The organism is Planococcus shenhongbingii (assembly GCF_030413635.1).
In the GTDB taxonomy this organism is placed as follows: Bacteria; Bacillota; Bacilli; order Bacillales_A; family Planococcaceae; genus Planococcus; species Planococcus shenhongbingii.
This window is the reverse complement of record NZ_CP129235.1, coordinates 3,381,034-3,400,756: the sequence shown is the minus strand read 5'-3', so window position 1 is coordinate 3,400,756 and position 19,723 is coordinate 3,381,034. Positions and strand designations below refer to the sequence as shown.

Annotated in this window: 19 protein-coding genes and 1 other annotated feature; of the genes, 17 read left to right on the top strand and 2 right to left on the bottom strand. The window is 45.4% G+C overall.

All coding sequences use genetic code 11. The features are described 5' to 3' along the window. Nucleotides 1-24: 24 nt before the first annotated feature. From QWY16_RS16455 to serA, 3 genes are all read left to right on the top strand, one after another. Nucleotides 25-1,200, top strand: coding sequence for an acyl-CoA dehydrogenase family protein (locus QWY16_RS16455; RefSeq protein WP_300990312.1), 1,176 nt, complete (start codon nucleotides 25-27; stop codon nucleotides 1,198-1,200). 209 nt (nucleotides 1,201-1,409) lie between these two features. Then, nucleotides 1,410-1,638, top strand: a binding site (T-box leader). Between the two features lie 191 nt (nucleotides 1,639-1,829). Then, nucleotides 1,830-2,984: a pyridoxal-phosphate-dependent aminotransferase family protein gene (locus tag QWY16_RS16450; RefSeq protein ID WP_300990311.1), complete on the top strand. Its 1,155-nt coding sequence runs from the start codon at nucleotides 1,830-1,832 to the stop codon at nucleotides 2,982-2,984. A gap of 5 nt (nucleotides 2,985-2,989) precedes the next feature. After that, nucleotides 2,990-4,576: a phosphoglycerate dehydrogenase gene (gene serA, locus QWY16_RS16445; RefSeq protein ID WP_300990310.1), complete on the top strand. Its 1,587-nt coding sequence runs from the start codon at nucleotides 2,990-2,992 to the stop codon at nucleotides 4,574-4,576. A gap of 45 nt (nucleotides 4,577-4,621) precedes the next feature. On the opposite strand, the gene QWY16_RS16440 is transcribed toward serA, so the two are convergent. Next, the gene (locus QWY16_RS16440) at nucleotides 4,622-5,407 is read right to left on the bottom strand and encodes an HAD family hydrolase (protein ID WP_300990309.1); all 786 of its coding nucleotides are present in this window, start codon (nucleotides 5,405-5,407) and stop codon (nucleotides 4,622-4,624) included. A gap of 137 nt (nucleotides 5,408-5,544) precedes the next feature. Between QWY16_RS16440 and QWY16_RS16435 the strand changes: the two genes are divergently transcribed. Together QWY16_RS16435 and QWY16_RS16430 are read left to right on the top strand one after the other, a co-directional pair. Next, nucleotides 5,545-6,648, top strand: coding sequence for a nitric oxide synthase oxygenase (locus QWY16_RS16435; protein ID WP_300990308.1), 1,104 nt, complete (start codon nucleotides 5,545-5,547; stop codon nucleotides 6,646-6,648). A gap of 13 nt (nucleotides 6,649-6,661) precedes the next feature. Beyond that, nucleotides 6,662-6,901 carry a hypothetical protein gene (locus tag QWY16_RS16430; RefSeq protein WP_300990307.1) on the top strand — a complete coding sequence of 80 codons (240 nt, stop codon included), beginning with the start codon at nucleotides 6,662-6,664 and terminating at the stop codon, nucleotides 6,899-6,901. Between the two features lie 29 nt (nucleotides 6,902-6,930). Here the strand turns inward: QWY16_RS16430 and QWY16_RS16425 are convergent, their stop codons facing one another. Next, a complete protein-coding gene (locus QWY16_RS16425; protein WP_300990306.1) occupies nucleotides 6,931-7,674 on the bottom strand; it encodes an SDR family NAD(P)-dependent oxidoreductase in 744 nt (247 codons plus the stop codon). A 183-nt stretch (nucleotides 7,675-7,857) separates the two neighbouring features. Here QWY16_RS16425 and QWY16_RS16420 point away from each other — a divergent pair, with 183 nt between their 5' ends. The 12 genes from QWY16_RS16420 (at nucleotide 7,858) to dacB (ending at nucleotide 19,713) form a co-directional block, all read left to right on the top strand. Beyond that, entirely contained in the window at nucleotides 7,858-8,577 is a 720-nt protein-coding gene (locus QWY16_RS16420; protein ID WP_300990305.1) for a YebC/PmpR family DNA-binding transcriptional regulator, read from the top strand. Nucleotides 8,578-8,728: 151 nt separating this feature from the next. After that, nucleotides 8,729-9,313 (top strand): TetR/AcrR family transcriptional regulator, encoded by a 585-nt coding sequence (locus QWY16_RS16415; RefSeq protein WP_300990304.1) that lies wholly within the window; start codon nucleotides 8,729-8,731, stop codon nucleotides 9,311-9,313. Nucleotides 9,314-9,334: 21 nt separating this feature from the next. Beyond that, nucleotides 9,335-10,321 (top strand): quinone oxidoreductase family protein, encoded by a 987-nt coding sequence (locus tag QWY16_RS16410; protein ID WP_300990303.1) that lies wholly within the window; start codon nucleotides 9,335-9,337, stop codon nucleotides 10,319-10,321. Nucleotides 10,322-10,566: 245 nt separating this feature from the next. Next, nucleotides 10,567-11,811, top strand: a complete 1,245-nt coding sequence (locus tag QWY16_RS16405) for a dicarboxylate/amino acid:cation symporter (RefSeq protein WP_300990302.1) — start codon at nucleotides 10,567-10,569, stop codon at nucleotides 11,809-11,811. 137 nt (nucleotides 11,812-11,948) lie between these two features. Beyond that, nucleotides 11,949-12,932, top strand: a complete 984-nt coding sequence (locus QWY16_RS16400; RefSeq protein ID WP_300990301.1) for a LacI family DNA-binding transcriptional regulator — start codon at nucleotides 11,949-11,951, stop codon at nucleotides 12,930-12,932. Continuing rightward, complete coding sequence (rbsK, locus tag QWY16_RS16395) at nucleotides 12,929-13,810, top strand: ribokinase (RefSeq protein WP_300990300.1); 882 nt, start codon at nucleotides 12,929-12,931, stop codon at nucleotides 13,808-13,810. The genes QWY16_RS16400 and rbsK overlap by 4 nt, the downstream gene beginning before the upstream one ends. Next, nucleotides 13,807-14,193: a D-ribose pyranase gene (gene rbsD, locus QWY16_RS16390; protein WP_300990299.1), complete on the top strand. Its 387-nt coding sequence runs from the start codon at nucleotides 13,807-13,809 to the stop codon at nucleotides 14,191-14,193. The genes rbsK and rbsD overlap by 4 nt, the downstream gene beginning before the upstream one ends. A 17-nt stretch (nucleotides 14,194-14,210) precedes the next feature. Continuing rightward, entirely contained in the window at nucleotides 14,211-15,713 is a 1,503-nt protein-coding gene (locus QWY16_RS16385; protein WP_300990298.1) for a sugar ABC transporter ATP-binding protein, read from the top strand. Further along, a complete protein-coding gene (locus tag QWY16_RS16380; RefSeq protein WP_300990297.1) occupies nucleotides 15,694-16,638 on the top strand; it encodes an ABC transporter permease subunit in 945 nt (314 codons plus the stop codon). The genes QWY16_RS16385 and QWY16_RS16380 overlap by 20 nt, the downstream gene beginning before the upstream one ends. Nucleotides 16,639-16,651: 13 nt before the next feature. Beyond that, nucleotides 16,652-17,575, top strand: a complete 924-nt coding sequence (gene rbsB / locus QWY16_RS16375) for a ribose ABC transporter substrate-binding protein RbsB (RefSeq protein ID WP_300990296.1) — start codon at nucleotides 16,652-16,654, stop codon at nucleotides 17,573-17,575. Nucleotides 17,576-17,660: 85 nt separating this feature from the next. Further along, nucleotides 17,661-17,930: a hypothetical protein gene (locus QWY16_RS16370; protein WP_300990295.1), complete on the top strand. Its 270-nt coding sequence runs from the start codon at nucleotides 17,661-17,663 to the stop codon at nucleotides 17,928-17,930. A gap of 352 nt (nucleotides 17,931-18,282) precedes the next feature. Further along, nucleotides 18,283-19,713: a D-alanyl-D-alanine carboxypeptidase/D-alanyl-D-alanine endopeptidase gene (gene dacB, locus QWY16_RS16365; protein ID WP_300993488.1), complete on the top strand. Its 1,431-nt coding sequence runs from the start codon at nucleotides 18,283-18,285 to the stop codon at nucleotides 19,711-19,713. Nucleotides 19,714-19,723: the final 10 nt, after the last annotated feature.

Sequence of the window (19,723 nt, the reverse complement as noted above, 5' to 3'; positions counted from 1 at the left end):
ATATTCGAAAGGACGGAGAAGTTAGTGGCCAAGTTAAATGTGCAGGAAAGAGAACGATTAAGAGAAGAAATACGCCAATTATGTTCGCAATATCCAAACGAGTATTGGAGAAAGCTGGATTTAGAGCGTGAATATCCTTATGAATTTGTAGATGCCTTAACGAAAAGCGGCTATTTATCTGCTTTAATCCCGGAGGAATATGGCGGAAAAGGCTATGGCATGACGGAAGCGACAATTATTCTGGAAGAAATCAACCGATCTGGCGGCCATGCGGCAGGATGCCATGCCCAGATGTATACAATGGGTGCTCTGTTGAAGCATGGCAGCGAAGAGCAGAAGCGCAAGTATTTGCCGGAAATTGCTACAGGCAGCCTCCGCTTCCAGGCTTTTTCAGTTACGGAGGACTCTGCGGGGTCTAATACGACGGCTATTGAGACGTTTGCAGAAAAAACGGATGGCGGTTATATTGTCAATGGCCATAAAAACTGGACGAGCCGGGTGCTGCAGTCGGATTTGCTGATGCTACTTGCGAGAACTACTCCTACTGACCAAGTGGGCGCAAAAAAAACCGAAGGGCTCAGCTTGTTCCTAGTAGACTTGCGGGAGATAAGGGAAGGCCAGCCGGAAACTTTCGTCGTTGAACCGGTCCGCACAATGTTCAATTACGCCACCAACCAGGTTTTTTATAAGAACATGAAAATTCCTTCCGATTGCCTAATTGGGGAAGAAGGAAAAGGATTCCGTTACGTGCTCGATGGCATGAATGCGGAACGGACTTTGCTTGCTGCCGAAGCCATTGGCGACGGATACTTTTTCATTGAAAAGGCGGTTAATTACGCCAATGAACGGGAAGTGTTTGACCGGAAAATCGGCACAAACCAAGGAATTCAATTTCCGATTTCCCAAGCGTATGCAGCCATCAAAGCAGCAGATTTGATGCGCTATGAAGCAGCCCGGAAATACGACGAAGGTGAAAAATACGGGGAACAAGCTAATTTAGCAAAGTATTTAGCAAGTGAAGCCAGCTGGAAAGCTGCGAATGTTTGCCTGGATACACACGGCGGCTATGGTTTTGTTGATCAGTATGATGTGGAGAGAAAGTTCAGGGAAACCCGTATGTACCAAGTGGCGCCAGTCAGCAATAATATGATTTTGGCTTTCTTGGGACAAAATGTCCTTGGCATGCCAAGATCTTATTAAAATTATTGCATGATGAATGCAGGAGATTGCCGATTTTATTCGGCAATCTTTTTTATAAGGAGAAGAAAAATAAAAAAAGTTAATTTCTTCTGGAACCGTAAAGGATAAAGGTTTTCCGGAAATGAAAACGGTTCCATAGTAATCTAAATATTTTTTATATATTGACAACTTTTTTGGATTTGTTATGATGGACTCAATTCAAAAATAAATTAACTATTTTGACGAAGATAAGCTTTATGCACAGGAATCTTCAGAGAGCTGATGGGTGGTGAAAATCAGCGGTTCCGGCGTTTGGCAGCACTTCTGAATAGATGGATTGAAACTAAGTAGGTCCATCCGGCTCGTGCCCGTTACGCATGTGAACCAATGAGACTGCTTTTGAATCTGAAGCAGTGAATTAGGGTGGTACCGCGAATCGAAAGACTCTTCGCCCCTTGCATTTTATGTGAGGGGCGTGGAGTCTTTTTTTATCGCGCTTTAACGATCAGTAAGATTCCCACTTTCCCAAGTGGGAGGTCAACTGACCGTAAAAGTCCGATTGGATCAATTAACAATCAATGGGGCTGAAGACCTCACTGATTGAAGTTTCTCATTATTGCTGCTTCCAAATACGAAAGGGGAATACCATTATGCTGACTGACCAACAAATTTTACGAATCCCAGGACCGACGCCAATCCCGCCGAGCGTCAACCGGGCCATGAGCCAGCCGATGATCGGCCATAGAGGGCAAAGCACTTCCGATATGATCAGTGCTATCCGACCAAAATTGAAACGCGTTTTTGGTACACAGCAGGAAGTGATGATTTTAACGGGCAGCGGAACGGCTGGCCTTGAAACGGCAGTCGTCAATACAGTAGCGCCAGGCGAAGAAGTATTAGTGGTAGTAACAGGGGCTTTTGGAGAGCGTTTTGTGAAAATCTGCAAGGCTTATGATATAAAAACCCATTTGCTGGAAGTGGAGTGGGGGCAAGCAGCAGACCCGGAAACAGTAAAAGCATTCTTACAGAAGCATCCTGAAATAAAAGTGGTGCTATCGACTTTTTGCGAAACATCAACCGGTGTATTAAACCCGGTGAAAGAAATGGCAGCAGCTGTGAAAGAAGTGTCCGAAGCATTGTTTATTGTTGACGGTGTATCTTGTGTTGGAGGAACAGAAACGAAAATGGATGAGTGGGAAATTGATATCGTTGTGACCGGTTCCCAAAAAGCCTTTATGCTTCCTGCAGGGCTCTCCTTCGTAGCAGCAAGCGAACGTGCCTGGTCTAAAATCGAAGCGAACACGCAGCCCCGTTTTTATCTCGATCTGAAAAAGCACCGTGACAATATATTAAAAGACACGACACCCTTTACGCCGGCGCTATCAATTTTGTTCGGCTTGCAGCAAGTGCTTGAATTGCTGGAAGAAGAAGGGTTGGAGCAGGTCTATAGCCGGCACCAGCTGATGATGAATATGACGCGCGCTGCGTTTAAAGCATTGGATATTCCGCTTCTGACAAACGACGAAGCAGCTTCTCCTACCGTTACAGCGGTTAAACCGGCGGACTTCGATTCAGAAGCGTTCCGGAAAATCATGAAGAAAGAGTTTGGCCTTGAAGTTGCGGGGGGGCAGCAGCATTTGGCAAAAACCATCTTCCGCATCGGCCATATGGGGTATTGTTCTCCAGCCGATATGCTGCAGGCGATAGCGGCAATGGAAATTGGTTTGATTAAAGTGGGGAAAGAAATCGAACTTGGCAAAGGTGTCCAAGCTGCACAGCAAATTTATTTGAATGAAGGAGAGTAATCACAATGACATATAATATCTTAATCAGCGATCCATTAAGCGAAGATGGAATTTATCCGTTGCGCCAGGCCGATGGCTTTAACCTTGTCATGGAAACCAATTTAACGCCGGAGCAATTGGGTGAACGGATCAAAGATTTTGATGCCTTGCTTGTCCGAAGCCAGACACAAGTCACACGGGACATAATTGAAAAAGCGAAGCATTTGAAAATTATCGGCCGAGCCGGAGTGGGGGTCGACAATATTGATCTGGAAGCGGCTACGGAACATGGTGTCATCGTCGTCAATGCGCCGGACGGCAATACAAATTCGGCTGCTGAACATACCATTGCGATGCTGATGTCGATGGCACGTAAAATTCCGCAGGCCTTCTATGCTTTGCGCAACCAGAACTGGGACCGGAAATCGTATGTCGGAGTGGAACTCAAAAACAAGACACTCGGCGTTATCGGACTTGGGCGGATCGGTACGGAAGTGGCGGCGCGGGCAAAAGGGCAGCGCATGAATGTCATTGCCTACGACCCGTTCCTGACTGCTGAAAAAGCGAAAAAAATGGGCGTTGATTTCGGCACAGTAGAAGATGTATTGAAAGCGGCGGATTTTATCACAGTCCATACCCCTTTAATGAAGGAAACGCGCCACTTGATCAATGCAGAAGCATTTAAAATTATGAAAGACGGTGTACAGATCATCAACTGTGCTCGCGGCGGCATCATTGATGAAAATGCGCTGTATGATGCCATCAAAGGCGGAAAAGTGGCCGGAGCTGCTCTTGACGTTTTTGAGCAGGAACCGATGGTGGATTTCCGTTTATTGGACTTGCCGGAAGTAGTGGCTACCCCGCATTTAGGGGCCAGCACTATTGAAGCGCAGGAAAGCGTCGCAGTGGATGTCAGCAAAGATGTCATTAGTTATTTCACAACCGGCATTGTCCGCAACTCCGTCAACTTGCCGTCTGTTCCAAAAGAAATTATGGCGAAAATCGAACCCTATTTTGATTTGGCTGAACGGCTTGGAAGATTTTTGACGGATCTGAGTGAAGGCACTGCAGAAGAAGTTCATATCCATTATTCAGGGGAATTGGCGAACGTAGAAGTAGGCCCGCTAACGCGTAATGCCTTAAAAGGCTTGCTGAAGCGCCATCTCGGGGAAAACGTTAATGACGTCAATGCTTTGTACTTGGCTAACCAAAAAGGAATCACGGTTAATGAAAGCAAGTCGACCACTGCAAAAGGCTTTACTAATTTAATCACAATGGAAGTGAAATCAGCTAATGGCACAAGAACAGCGGCCGGCACGTTGCTGAATGGACAAGGCGCACGCATCGTCAAAGTAGACAATTACCTGGTGGATATTGTTCCTCAAGGACACCTGGTGTTTATCCGCCATAATGACCGTCCAGGAGTGATCGGGCGTGTCGGAACCTTGCTTGGCGAAGAAGGCGTTAATATTGCAACAATGCAGGTATTCCGTTCAAATGCAGGCGGAGACGCCATCATGATGCTGTCAATTGATAAAATGGCTGAAGACAGCGGCTTAGCGCAATTGGCAAGCATGGCGGAAATCGAACATGTGACAGCTATTAATATGTGAATGAAAACGAAAAGAGACCCTTGTCGAAGGGTCTCTTTTGTGTTTCTATGGCTTCTCTAAAATCGGAAACAATTCTTCAAGATGTGTGATTTCGTATGTAGGAGTGATGCTTTCGTGTGGCGCTTTTTGTTCCCGGTTGATCCATACCGAGCGGATGCCGGCTTTTTCGGCTCCGATGATATCGGTCATTAAATTGTCGCCAACCATTAATACATCGTCTGCCTGATAGCCGAATTTGGCCAGCGCATGTTCAAATATCGCAGGATCAGGTTTTCCTTTGCCGAATGCTCCAGAAATGACGATGTGGTCGAAGTAAGGGGCTATTTCCGGAGTGATTTCAAGTTTGATATTCTGCAAAGCTGGAGAACCGTTCGTCAACAGCAAAAGCTCATACTTCCCTTTCAAGCGGTCGAGAACGGAAAGTGTTTCTTCATATAGGACAGGGCTCTGTCTGCGGGCTTCAGGGAAATATTCGGCAAGCTCCTGGCCAAGGTCCGGGTCATCGATGCCGATTCTTTTTAAACCGCGTGTCCACGCGTCACGCCGGTATTCGGGAACGATTTTTTTCATTTCCTGAAAATCAGCGCCTTCGTCTTCAAAAGTTCCCCATAACCCTTCAAAAGGATTGATGCCAATCATCTGGGTGAAAGGATAAGTTGCATATGCAGCATAAAGGCCGCTTGCTTCCTGGCGAACAGCTTCTTCAAGCCCGGTGCAATCTTTTCCGCTTTTATCTGCTGCCATTTCACAGGTTTTCTGGAATGCCGCAGCAACACTTTTTTTGTCCCATAACAACGTGTCATCCAAATCAAAAAAAATAGCCTTTACCATCAATGATTCTCCTTGTGACTGTATTTTCGCTCAATTCAAGTGTACTGCACCTGTTCTCAAAAAACAAAGTGCATAAAGGTTCTGCAAGTGAAAAAAATGAATGGATGATGATATGATGTTGACGAGGAGTGATGAAGTTGAACGCTGTGGGGACACCCAATGCCTTACTCGACGAAGCGATAGAGTTTTTATCCGTTTGCTACTATGAATTAGGGAAGAATGAGCAACAACTGAATGATAGAATTGCTGAAATTGCCAGTGAAATTGAAACTACTGATACGTATCGACATACATTTGAAGAGCTTGAACACGGTGCCCGGATGGCATGGCGCAATAATAACCGCTGCATCGGCCGCCTTTTTTGGAACTCATTGACCATTTTTGATGAACGCCGGCAAACCACTGCCGAAGGGGTTTATGACGCTTTGGTGAATCACATTGAATTTGCGGCGAATAAGGGTAAGATCCGGCCAACGCTCACTGTTTTTCCGCCAGCTGCAAATGGCGAAGACGCGATGAGAATCTGGAATCACCAATTGATCCGGTACGCCGGTTATGAAAAAGACGGAGAAATTATAGGAGATTCGACTTCCATCGAGTTCACTAAGCAATGTGAAAAATTAGGCTGGCAAGGTGAAAGGACGCATTTTGACTTACTGCCCTTGGTCATTCAAGTGAAAGGCGAAGAACCCCGTTATTTTGAAATGCCTAAAGAATCTGTGATTGAAGTGGAACTGGAGCATCCGGAATTTGACCGTTTTGCAGAGCTGCAGGCCAAATGGTATGGCGTTCCGATTATTTCCGACATGAAATTGGAAATAGGCGGCATCCATTATCCGATGGCACCGTTCAATGGCTGGTATATGGGGACGGAAATAGGAGCCCGCAACTTAGCTGATGAAGACCGTTATAACTTGCTGCCGGCTGTCGCGGAAGTGATGGGCTTGAATACCGAGTCCAACCGTTCGTTGTGGAAAGACAAGGCGCTGGTTGAGCTGAATATTGCGGTTCTGGATTCATTCCAGAAGGCCGGTGTCACCATTGTGGATCATCATACCGCTGCCAAGCAGTTTAAAAGTTTTGAGAAAAAAGAAGATGCGGCGGGCAGAAATCTGACCGGCAACTGGGTATGGCTGATTCCGCCGATATCACCAGCGACAACGCATATTTTCCATAAGCCGTATAAGAATGATATAGTCAAACCCAATTACTTTTTTCAGAAGGCTCCGTATTCTAAATAAGGGGATGGCTGCTTTGAAGGAATTCAAAATCACTTACTTTTTTGATGAAGAACATTACATCCGCAGATTTATCCACGTGGAGTCACAGGAAAAAGCGGAAGCTCTGATCCACAGTGAACGGGATCAGTATATATCGTTTACAGACAGCAGAGGCATTTATCATGAATTGCATACGGGGAATGTCCGCGTTATTCAGCTGTCGGAATATTTTCGAGTAGATAAAAGCAAAACCAAAAAAGCTGCCTTTGACTGAAGGCAGCTTTTTTCTAGTTGAAGATTTCTTTATTTGAAGCTTAAGAATCCGTCATCTACCGCAACAGTTGAACCGTTGATAGCAGAGGCTTCTTCAGAGAATAGAAACTTTACTACATTGGCCACTTTTTCAGGCTGAATCAGCTGATTGTGCATATGCAGCGCAGACAAAGCTTTTTTCATTTCTTCATTGTCTCCAAGAATCGGCGTATCAATGAACCCAGGAGCAACGCCGACTACACGGATGCCATGTTCAGCCAGTTCAAGGGCTCCCGATTTGGACATCATGACCACCGCAGCTTTTGCGGCATTGTAATTGAAGCTGCCTTTTGCAGCCATTGAGCCGTAAATGGAAGCGGTGTTGACGATTGTCCCTTTGGCTCCAAGTTCCACCATTTTTTTCGCTCCATAATAGATGCCGTAGTAGACACTGTGCTGATCGACATCAATTACTTTATGGTAAGAAGCGGGATCCATTTCAAGCAATGGTTTAACTAAGCCGATGCCGGCATTGTTGAATAGGCCATTCAATGTACCGAATGTATCAACCGCAAAATCAACCATCGCTTCAACTTCTTCCGCTTTCGATACATCCACTTTAAACGCTGCTGCTTTGCCGCCTTGCGCTTTGATATTTGCTGCCGTTTCTTTTGCGCCTTCTTCGTTGAAATCGGCTACCACAATTGCATTTCCTGCTTTGGCTAATTGATAAGCAGCCTCGCGCCCGATGCCGCTAGCTCCGCCTGTGATAATAATTGCTTTGTTTCCTGCCATTTAGAATTCCTCCTTTTAAATTTAATACATCCTTCTCTTATAGTGTCTTGCCTCCGAAGTACCTATTCAAACCAAGTCATGAAGTTTTTGAGTATATATGTCGATAGAAATGCAGGATTTATTATATAATAAAGATTAGTGAACGTTCTTCACATTCAAAGCTGAAAGAAAGTGGGAAACCATATGGGACGCAAGTGGAATAATATTAAAGAGAAAAAAGCTTCCAAAGACGCTAACACAAGCCGTATTTATGCGAAGTTCGGCCGGGAAATCTACGTTGCCGCTAAACAAGGCGAGCCGGATCCGGAATCGAATCAGGCGCTGAAAGTGGTACTTGAACGTGCGAAAACATATAGTGTGCCAAAAGCCATCATTGACCGGGCCATTGAAAAAGCAAAAGGCGGTTCAGAAGAAAGCTATGATGAACTGCGTTACGAAGGCTTCGGCCCTAACGGGTCAATGGTGATTGTCGATACATTGACGAACAATGTGAATCGCACAGCTTCAGACGTGCGTGCGGCATTCGGCAAGAACGGCGGAAATATGGGCGTCAGCGGATCGGTTTCGTATATGTTTGACCATACGGCTGTCTTCGGGATTGAAGACAAAACAGCTGATGAAATTCTTGAATTGCTGATGGAAGCGGACATTGATGTGCGTGATATCATCGAAGAAGAAGATTCGGTAATCGTTTACGCTGAACCGGATCAGTTCCACGTCGTGCAGGAAGCATTCAAAAATGCCGGCATTACTGAATTCAGCATTGCCGAGTTGACGATGCTTGCACAAAATGAACTGGAACTGCCGGAAGACACGCAAGTGCAATTTGAGAAAATGATTGATGCCATCGAAGATTTAGAAGATGTGCAACAGGTATATCACAATGTTGACTTAGGTGAATAATAGAGTTGAGGGCCCTTCATTTTACAATGAAGGGCTTATTTTTTGTTCGTCGTATTTAATCGGCCATTCAAAATTGTTTCAGTAATTTATAATAGGGAAAAAGGCAAAAGAGAGCAGGCAATGAGAAAATAAATAAGTATGAGGTGCTGCGATGAATTTAAGAGAAAAAAAAGCGGCTAAGAAAAGAGAGGACATCCTTCGTTCAGCCAGTCTGGTTATCTCAAGAAAGGGATTCCATCATACGACAATGGAAGATATTGCAGCTGAACTGCTGATGACAAAAGGATCGCTTTATTATTATTTTAAGAATAAAGAAGAATTGTTGTTTCAATGCCACGATTTAATCCTGTCTAATGCTTTTAATCAGTTGGAAGACATATATGGAAAGGAAATTTCCTCCGGGGAAAAAATGAAGGCAGCCATAAAAGTCCATTTGGATATTGCCATACAAGAGAAAGAAATTTTCAACCTGACTGTAAAACCGGAGCAGATTTTCTCGGAAGAATACATCGATCCGATTGTAAAAAAGAGAGATGCATATGCGGGGCTTTTCGATCAAATGATTCAGCAGGGAATTCAAAAAGGGGAGTTCACGGTAAACCAAAAAAAAATGGCCAGGATGATTATTTTAGGTGCGGCCAATTGGATTCAAGTCTGGTATTCGCCAGAAGGAGAATTCAGCAAAGAGGAAATTGAACAGATTTATGCGGATTATTTACTTAAAATTTTAACATGAAAATTTTAGGGGGATGGGTGAATGAAAGCAATCGTTGTGAAGGAACTGGGAGCGCCTGAAGTCATGCAGCTTCTGGAAGTGGAAGAACCGAAAATTACGCCGAACCAGGTGCTGATACAAGTACAGGCAATCAGCGTGAATTTTGCAGATATCAAAGCGCGCCAAGGACAATACCATGGAACAGCGCCGGGAGCAGCGTTTACTCCGGGGCTGGACTGTGCAGGGGAAATTATCGAAGTGGGAAGTGAAGTAACGAAGTGTAAGCCGGGGCAGCGGGTGATGGCATTTCCAAAAGAAGGGTCTTACGCTGAGTACGTGGCAGCGGACGAAGATTTGACTTATATGGTTCCGGATGGAATGGATATCGAAACGGCCGCAGCTTCGCTGACCGTGGGAATTACCGCGTACAACGTCATACAAAAAATGGCGCGGCTCGCTCCGGGAGAGAGCATCCTGATCCATGCGGCGGCAGGCGGCATCGGCTCGACGGCGATTCAGTTAGCCAAAATCTTCGGTGCAGGAATGATTATTGGAACGGTTGGCAGTGACGAAAAAAAGGGCATCGCCAAAAACTTTGGGGCTGGCCATGTAATCAATTACGTGACAGGAGATTTTGTAGAAGAAGTGAAAAAATTGACGGACGGCAAAGGGGTGGATGTCATTCTGGATACTGTTGCTGGAGAGAATTTTGAGAAAAGCATGAAATGCCTGGCTCCGTTTGGCAGAATCATTTCTTTTGGCCATGGAAATTCAGGGTCTGTGCCGGGAAAAATCACGACTGCTGATCTGCATTCCAGCTGCCGCTCAGTCATCGGCTACAGTACAGGAACTTACCGCAAACAGCGGCCGGAATTTTTACAGGAAGCAGCACAAAGAATAACGGCATTCATGCTTGAGAAAAAGCTCGAAATGGCCATCTCAAAACGCTTTCCGTTAGCGGAAGCTTCAGAAGCGCATGCCCACATTGAAAGCAGAAAAAGCATCGGCAAGATATTGCTGATACCCTAGTGTAAAATAACATATTTTCCTTATTAAGGAAAGTGGGTTATTATTATGCCTTTCAGCCCGCTTCCATACCCTTCCTTTTTAAATTTATTGAATATTGGAAAGTTCAGTAGGGTAATATATCTAGGAGCCATAATGATATCGAAGTATATTAATTATTGTCGTTAGCTGAATACATTTAATACTTGTATATTAATTTGATTTTCAGTTAAACTAATGTCTAAGTCAAAAAAAAGAGGAAGAGATACATGAAAAAAACGAGTTTAACTGTAAAAGTATTAACCGGACTTGTTACAGGTGCTATTGTAGGATTACTTATTAATTTATTTGCACCCGGAGCTTTCGAAAATTTAAATACATTTTTATTTGTGCCGCTTGGCCAACTATTTTTGAGCATGATCAGTATGCTTGTAGTACCACTTGTACTGTTCTCTATCATTTTGGGGACAGCAGGACTTGGTGATCCAGCTAAACTGGGGCGCATCGGCTTTAAGACGGTTACATATTTCTTAGTGACTACGACAATTGCGATTATAATTGGGCTTAGTCTGGCAACAATAATCAAACCTGGCCTTGCAGGAGATTTTGATCTTGGAAGTGCTTCATTTGAAAGTGAGGAAGCTCCTTCCGTAGCTGATACGCTATTAAATATTATTCCAGACAACCCGTTGGCTGCTATGACAGAAGGCAATATGCTTCAAATTATTGTGTTTGCCGTATTTATTGGACTGGCACTGACAGCGCTTGGTGAAAAGACAAAAGGGATCTTCAATCTTATTGAACAAGGAAACGAAGTCATGATGTATCTGGTGGGCTTGGTCATGAAGTTTGCACCGTATGGTACATTCGGATTGATTGCGACAGCGGTAGGGTCTCAAGGGTTTTCAGCGATGAAAGCAATGGGATCTTATATGATAGTAATTTTAGCTGCACTTTTTATTCATTCTGTGGTTACATATGGGGGAACGGTTGCATTTTTGGCAAAGAAAAATCCAATCTGGTTCTTCAAGAAATTTGCACCAGCAATGAGTGTAGCATTTAGTACATCCAGCAGTAATGCGACCTTGCCGGTATCGATGGAAGTGGCACAAAAAGATTTAGGCGTGCCAAAATCCATCAGTTCATTTGTACAGCCGCTTGGGGCGACTATCAATATGGACGGCACTGCAATCATGCAAGGTGTTGCAACGATATTCATTGCACAGGCCTTTGGAATTGAATTGACATTAGTAGAGCTTGCTACAGTTGTATTGACAGCAGTATTAGCCAGTGTCGGGACTGCAGGAGTTCCGGGCGTCGGCCTCATCATGCTGGCAATGGTCCTTAGCAGCGTTGGGCTGCCGGTTGAAGGAATTGGTCTGATCATCGGTATTGACCGCTTGCTTGATATGACAAGAACCGCCGTTAACATTACGGGCGATGCAGCTTGCGCAGTTTATGTAGCGGAAACAGAAGAAAAGCGTCTGCAGAAAACTGAAGAAGTAAATGCTTAAAATGATAAATGAATCGAGAAAAACAGACTTTCAATGAAAGTCTGTTTTTTTATTGCAAAAATTCATATTGACAGATTTTATGGAACGATGTATATTTTTGTGTAACCGGTTACATATTTAGAGAACGGAGTATGATTATGACGACGATTAGAGACGTGGCAAAGAAAGCGGGAGTTTCAGTGGCGACCGTGTCCCGTTACTTGAATGACAGCGGATATGTCAGCGGAGAAGCAGCGAGAGCGGTCGCTGACGCTGTTAAAGAGTTGAAATATGAGCTGAATCCAGTTGCCCGTTCTCTCAACACGAAAAAGACGAACATCATCGGCCTTATTGTACCCGACATTACCAACCCTTTTTTTCCGGAATTGGCCCGCGCCGTTGAAGATGTCGCCTTGACATATGGCTATACGGTCATCTTATGCAATTCGGATGAAAACCCTGAAAAGGAAAAAAATTATATTGAAACATTGAGAAAAAAATACATTGACGGATTTATCGTCACCTCCAACCAGTTGGATGCTCCCCATTATGCCAATATTCCTTTGCCGATCGTAGCACTTGACCGGGCGATCAATGCGAATATTCCTACGGTAGCTTCCAATAACCGGGAAGGCGCTGGAATCGGAACCCGCGCGCTATTGGAAAGAGGCTGCAAGAAAATTCTCTTTCTGCGGGGACCGGAAGAATTGAATCCGGCGAATGATCGCTATGAAGGGTTTATGGATGTCATCCGCCATTCCGGCATTGAACATCACGTGGCCATTTGTCCATTCCATTTTACGGAATCAGAAAAAATAGTAGAAAGCATTCTGCAGGAACAAAAAGATATTGATGGCATATTCGCCAGCAGCGATGTGTCTGCAGCAGGCGCTTTGAAGGCGGCGAATACGCTTGGCATCAGTGTGCCGGATGAGCTGCAGATCGTGGGCTTTGACGGAATCGCGATGGGGGAAATGCTGTCGCCCGGATTGACGACAGTAGCACAGGACATTTATAAAATGGGCGCTATCGCCACCCGAGTTTTAATCAAACGGATAGAAAATCAAACGGAAGAACAGCATTTTTATGAAGTGCCAGTGGAATTGAAAATCCGGGGAACTACAAGGAGCGTGGAAGAGTGATTACAGTAGTGGGAAGCATTAACATGGACTTGGTCGTGCGCACCAGCCGTTTTCCAAAACAAGGAGAAACGGCTTTGGGCGATCTATATACGACAGTACCTGGAGGGAAAGGTGCCAACCAGGCCGTTGCAGCCGCTCGGCTTGGAAGTGAAGTGCATATGATTGGAGCGGTTGGCACTGATGCTTTCGGCGATGAGCTGCTTGCTGGATTGAAAATAGAATCCGTCCACATAGAAGCGGTGAAACGGATGCCGGGAACAAGCGGCATTGCCAACATCCTATTGTCTGAAGGCGACAACCGGATTATCGTCGTTCCGGGAGCGAATCATGGTCTGAAAGCGGAAGAAATGGATACCTTTGAATCGCAGTTGTCACGAAGCAGCATGGTGATCATGCAATTGGAGATGCCGATTCCGGTTATTCAGAGGACTTTGGAAATTTGTCATCAGCACGGGGTGCCGACTATTTTGAATCCGGCTCCGGCAACAGGCTTCACTGATAGTTTTCTGCCCTATGCAACGTATTTAACGCCGAATGAAACAGAGGCGGAAGAGATGTTTGGCGAAGATTGGGAAAAAGCGCTCGAACAGTATCCAAACCGGCTTATCGTCACAATCGGCCAACAAGGGGCGCGCTATTTTGATGGCTCCCGCCACGTCATAGTTGAAGGGTTCACAACCGAAGCTGTTGATACAACGGGTGCTGGAGATACATTCAACGGTGCGCTTGGTGTTGCGCTGGCTGAAGCTATGCCATTTGAAGAGGCGGTGCGATTCGCTAATGCAGCAGCTTCCTTGTCTGTTGAAAAATTTGGTGCCCAAGGCGGAATGCCTAAAAGGGAAGAAGTATTGGCACGCTTGAAAGGGGAACGGCTATGAAGAAATTGGGAATGATCAATCGGGATATTGCAGCTTCTCTCGCATCATTCGGCCATACAGACTTATTGGTGATAGGCGACTGCGGATTGCCAATTCCAAAAGGTGTACCGTGCATTGATTTATCCTTCCGTATCGGGGAGCCTTCTTTTTTAACTGTTTTAGAGGCAATTCTAGAAGATTTCCAAGTGGAAGCGGCTTTTATTGCCCGGGAAATAACAGAAGGGAATCGGGAAGTGGAAACTGGAATTCTGGACCAAATTGAAGCCGGCTACATATCGCATGAGGAACTGAAAGAACAAAGCAAGCAAGCAAAACTGATTATACGCACAGGAGAAGCTACCCCTTATGCGAATATCATCCTTCGTTCCGGGGTAATTTTTTAACAGGGAGGTGAGCCGCCATGATAAAAATGAACAATATATCAAAATCGTTCAGTGGAAACAAAGTTCTTAATAACGTCCAATTTTCTTTGGAAAAAGGAGAAATCCATGCATTGATGGGGGAAAACGGTGCAGGGAAATCGACATTGATGAAAATATTGACCGGCATTTATTTCCGCGACAGCGGAACCGTTGAAGTAAAAGGGAAAGAAGTCCATTTCACTTCGCCTAAGCAAGCAGAAGAAGCCGGAATTGCAGTGATTCATCAAGAATTAAACATTCTGCCGCATTTGTCGATTACCGATAATCTTTTTCTGGGAAAAGAAGAAACATTTGGACGCAGTGGAATTTTAAAGACCAAAGATATGCGGGAGAAAACGCGCAAGGCTTTATCAGAACTCGGTTTGAATGTCGACCCATCTCAGCCAGCCAGCATGCTTTCGGTTGGACAGCAGCAAATCGTAGAGATTGCAAAAGCGCTGTCTGCCGAGGCTGAAGTGATTGTCATGGATGAACCGACTGCTGCTTTAACAGACCGGGAGATTGACACGCTGTTTGCGACAATCCGCAATTTGCAGAGCAAAGGAGTTTCGTTCATCTACATATCTCACCGAATGGAAGAGATTTTCTCTCTATGTGACCGCATCACTATATTGCGGGACGGCCAGTATGTTGGAGACCGGAATATCAGTGAAACTTCTTTTGAAGAAATTGTCCAAATGATGGTTGGGCGTGAACTGGGTGAACGCTTTCCTGAGCGCAATGCGCAAATCGGAGAAGTCAAATTGGCAGTCAAAGGATTGTCGCGGAAAGACTGTTTCGAAAATGTCTCATTCGAAATCCGAAAAGGGGAAGTCCTTTCGATTGCCGGTTTGATGGGAGCTGGGCGTACAGAAGTGGCTCAATCTTTGTTTGGCTATAAGAAAGCGGATACAGGGACGATTGAGTTGGACGGCCGCCAAGTCAAAATCGATAAGCCAAAGACTGCAAAAGAACTGGGAATCGGTTACGTAACAGAAGACCGGAAATCCGAAGGGTTGATTGTTGATTTTAGCGTAGAAGAGAATGTCAGCATGACCAACTTTTCTTCTATTTCCAAGAATGGCTTGATTTCGAAAGATAAAGAGCGTTCGCTATATGATCGGATGGTCAAACGTTTAGGGATCCGGACTTCGGGGCCGACCCAGACAGCAAAATCACTGAGCGGTGGGAATCAGCAGAAAGTGGTAATTGCTAAATGGCTAGGAATCGAACCGGAACTGCTGATTCTCGATGAACCGACTCGCGGCGTCGATGTCGGAGCGAAAAAAGAAATTTACTCGATCATCAACGAGCTGGCTGAACGCGGCGTGGCGATTTTGATGATTTCATCTGAATTGCCGGAAGTGATTGGCATGGCAGATCGGGTCATCGTTATGCACGAAGGAAAAGTGACGGCCGATCTGCCGAAACAGGAAATGACGCAGGAACGAATTATGCATTTTGCTACAGGAGGTGGAAAACTTGCAGTTGAAAACAGGTAACCAATCGGTGCTTCAAAAAATCGCTCCGTTTATCGGATTGATCCTTATTGTCCTTATTATCTCTATTTTAGAGCCAAGATTTCTGGCTGCGAATAACTTGCTGAATGTTTTGCGGCAAGTTTCAATGAATGCGCTGATCGCATTCGGAATGACGTTTGTCATTTTAACCGGAGGAATTGATTTATCGGTCGGTTCGATACTCGCCCTTACCGGTGCTGTTACAGCCGGGATGATGGCGAGCGGGATGGACCCGATTCTGGCCATGCTGCTCGGATTATTGCTCGGAGCTGTTTTAGGGGCGATAAATGGAATCATCATTGCCAAAGGAAAAGTGGCACCATTTATTGCGACACTTGCCACAATGACGATTTATCGTGGCTTGACGCTGGTTTATACAGAAGGCCGTCCGATTTCGGGCCTGGGTGACAGTATGGCTTTCCAGATGCTTGGGAAAGGTTATTTTCTAGGGATTCCAATTCCTGTGGTTACGATGCTCATCAGTTTCGGGATTCTGTACTTTATCTTGAAAAAGACCACATTTGGCAGGCGTGTGTTTGCAGTAGGAGGCAATGAAGAAGCATCTATTCTTTCAGGCATCAATGCCGACCGCATTAAAATCTATGTATATGCATTGGTTGGTCTGCTTGCCGGACTTGCTTCTTTAATCCTGACTTCACGGCTGAACTCAGCTCAGCCTACAGCAGGGGAAATGTTTGAACTGGATGCCATTGCAGCGGTTGTCCTTGGCGGCACCAGTTTAACGGGAGGCCGGGGATGGATTGTCGGCACTTTGATCGGTGCATTGATCATCGGCGTCTTGAATAATGGATTGAATTTGATCGGGGTTTCATCCTTTTTTCAGCAAGTGGTCAAAGGTGCAGTAATATTATTGGCGGTTCTCCTGGACCGCAAAAAAACAGCATAAGGGGTGTAAGAAAATGAAGAAAATATTTTTACTATTGGTATTGGCAGCAATGATGATTTTGGCAGCATGTTCAATGGAAGCGCCTGGTTCTGAATCAGAGGATGCTGGAGGCGGTGGAGAATCGGGTGGAGATTACAAAATCGGTTTCTCTATTTCTACATTGAATAACCCGTTCTTTGTCACATTGAGTGAAGGTGCTGAAGCGAAAGCGAAAGAACTGGGCGCAACGATTTCTGTAGTAGATGCTCAAGATGATGCAGCAAAGCAGGCAAGTGACGTTGAAGATTTAATTCAGCAAGGCGTGGATTTAATCATGATCAACCCTGTGGATTCTGAAGCGGTGGCTGCAGCAGTTGAATCTGCCAATTCAGCAAACATTCCTGTGATTACAGTTGACCGAAGCGCAGCAGTCGGAGAAGTTGTTTCCCATATTGCATCAGACAACATTGCCGGTGGGGAAATGGCAGGAGAATACTTATTGTCGCTTGTTGGCGACGGCGCACAAGTAGCTGAACTGGAAGGCGTGCCAGGAGCTTCTGCAGCACGTGAACGCGGAGAAGGCTTCAACAAAGTAGCAGTAGAAGGTTTAGAAGTAGTAGCGAAACAAACAGCTAATTTTGACCGTGCAGAAGGTTTGACGGTTATGGAAAACATTCTTCAAGGAAACCCTGACATTAAGGGAGTGTTTGCGCACAACGACGAAATGGCATTGGGCGCTCTTGAAGCGATTGAAGCAGCAGGAAAAGACATCACAGTGGTTGGCTTCGATGCAACAGAAGACGCAGTTAAAGCGGTGGAAGAAGGCCGCTTGGCTGGAACCATTGCCCAGAAGCCGGAATTGATCGGGCAGACAGCAGTCGAGACTGCTGTAAAAGCATTGGATGGCGAAGAAGTGGAAGCATCGATTCCGGTTGAACTGGAATTGGTGAAACAATAATTAGAAAACGAGGCATTGCGGAAACGCAATGCCTTTTCTATTTCTGCTATACTGACTTTAACAGTAACGAGCAGGAGGCGATGGTATGAGGCATGTCTGGAAGTTGAAGTACGGATCGCACACAATTCAAGTAGAGAAAACCTTATCAAGTGAAAAGCTTTTTGTGGATGGCGTTTTGCAGGATGAACAATTGGGGTTCCATTGGAGTTCACGGCTGTTCGGGAAAGTGCAAAATGATGAAGGCGAGACTGAAGACATCAAAGTCTCGATCGGTTTGTTCCTTTTTAAAGTGCAATGCCGGATTTTTGTCGGAGAACGGCTTGTCCATTCAACGGATATCCAGTGGGAAGGCTGAAAATTAAAGCGGGTGTATGAAGAGAGGCAGGACATGCCTCTCTTTTTTTCGTTTTATGCTCTACTTCAAGCCGATTATACCCTACTCTGGATGCTTTATGCCCAACTAGCAAGGTAATATGCCCAATTGCCATTTCCAGCTATTATTTTTTAATAAAAAATGGATAATATTACTACTAATGATAAAAATTATATGTTCATTGATTCATTTGTATAAAAAACGGAATATTCTTTCTATTGATATGCTACGCTTCTGTTATTACACGATTGAAGGAGATGGAAAAGTGGAAAAGAAGCGGTCTTGGAAGTGGGGAGTTCTTTTATTTTTAGCAGCGGTATTGGCTTTTTCGCCGATGCAATGGGGTGATGGCAACCAGTCGGCGGGGGCGGATGAAGACTATGCAGGGTTGGTTAATGACATCAATGGAATTTTACAGGATAAGCGGCTGGATGGGGCAACCACCGGTGTCAGTGTACGAAAAGCTGATTCAGGGGAAGTGATTTACGACCATTTCGGCGATGTTCGCCTAAAACCGGCGTCGAACACGAAATTGTTCAGCAGTATGGCTGCACTTGAAACGCTTGGGGAAGACTATCAGTTCACCACGGAAATACATACAGACGGCAAGCTTAAAGGAAAAGTCCTGCAAGGCAATTTGTATTTGAAAGGCAAAGGAGATCCGACTTTGCTGCAGGAAGACTTTGAACAGTTTGCTGCCGAATTGAAAAGCCAAGGCATCCAAAAAGTGAAAGGCGACTTAATCGGCGATGATACTTGGTATGACGACGAGCGGTTGTCTGAAGACATCACTTGGAAAGATGAAATCTACTATTACGGGGCGCAAGTATCCGCCCTTACTGCTTCACCAAATGAAGACTACGACGCCGGGTCAGTCATTGTGGAAGTCAATCCGGGAGATCAAAGAGGAACCGAAACAAAAGTGACACTCACGCCGCATACGGATTATGTAAATGTCATCAATAAAACAACGACCGTGCCGGCGGGGCAGAAAAAGACAGTTTCCATCACACGCGATCACGGAACAAATGACATCCTTATTGAAGGGGAAATGCCGCTTGAAGGATCGCGGACACGCGAGTGGATTGCGGTCTCAGAGCCTGCCGGCTATGCGCTTGATTTATTTGAAAACGCATTGCTGGCTGAGGGCATCCAATTGACCGGCAATCACGGTCTAGAGATGGGAGAAACCCCTGAAGGCACCACAATGCTTGCTGATCGGAAATCCATGCCGCTGCGCGATCTTTTCATTCCGTTCATGAAGCTGAGCAATAACGGGCACGCGGAAATTTTGGCCAAAGAGATGGGACAGGTGGTATCCGCTGAAGGCAGCTGGGACGCGGGCCTTGATGTAATTGAAGAAGTAGCGGCAGAGCTGGGCGTCGATACGGATACCATTCAATTGCGCGACGCTTCAGGTATGTCTCATGTGAATTTGATTCCAGCGAATGAAATTTCTCAGCTGCTTTACGCGGCGCAGCCAAAAGATTGGCATGACACTTTCTTAACTTCTCTCCCAGTAGCTGGTGCAGCAGACCGCATGGTCGGAGGAACGCTTCGCAACCGGATGAAAACAGGGGAAGCAACAGGAAATGTCACAGCTAAAACCGGAAGCCTGACAGCTGTTTCTTCATTATCCGGATATGCCACCACGAAAGAGGGAGAGAAGCTGGTCTTTTCGATTGTGATCAACAATGATTTAGCCACCGTTACGCCAATTGAAGACGCCATCGCTACAGCGATTGCAGCGTATGACGGTGAATAACTGACACAAG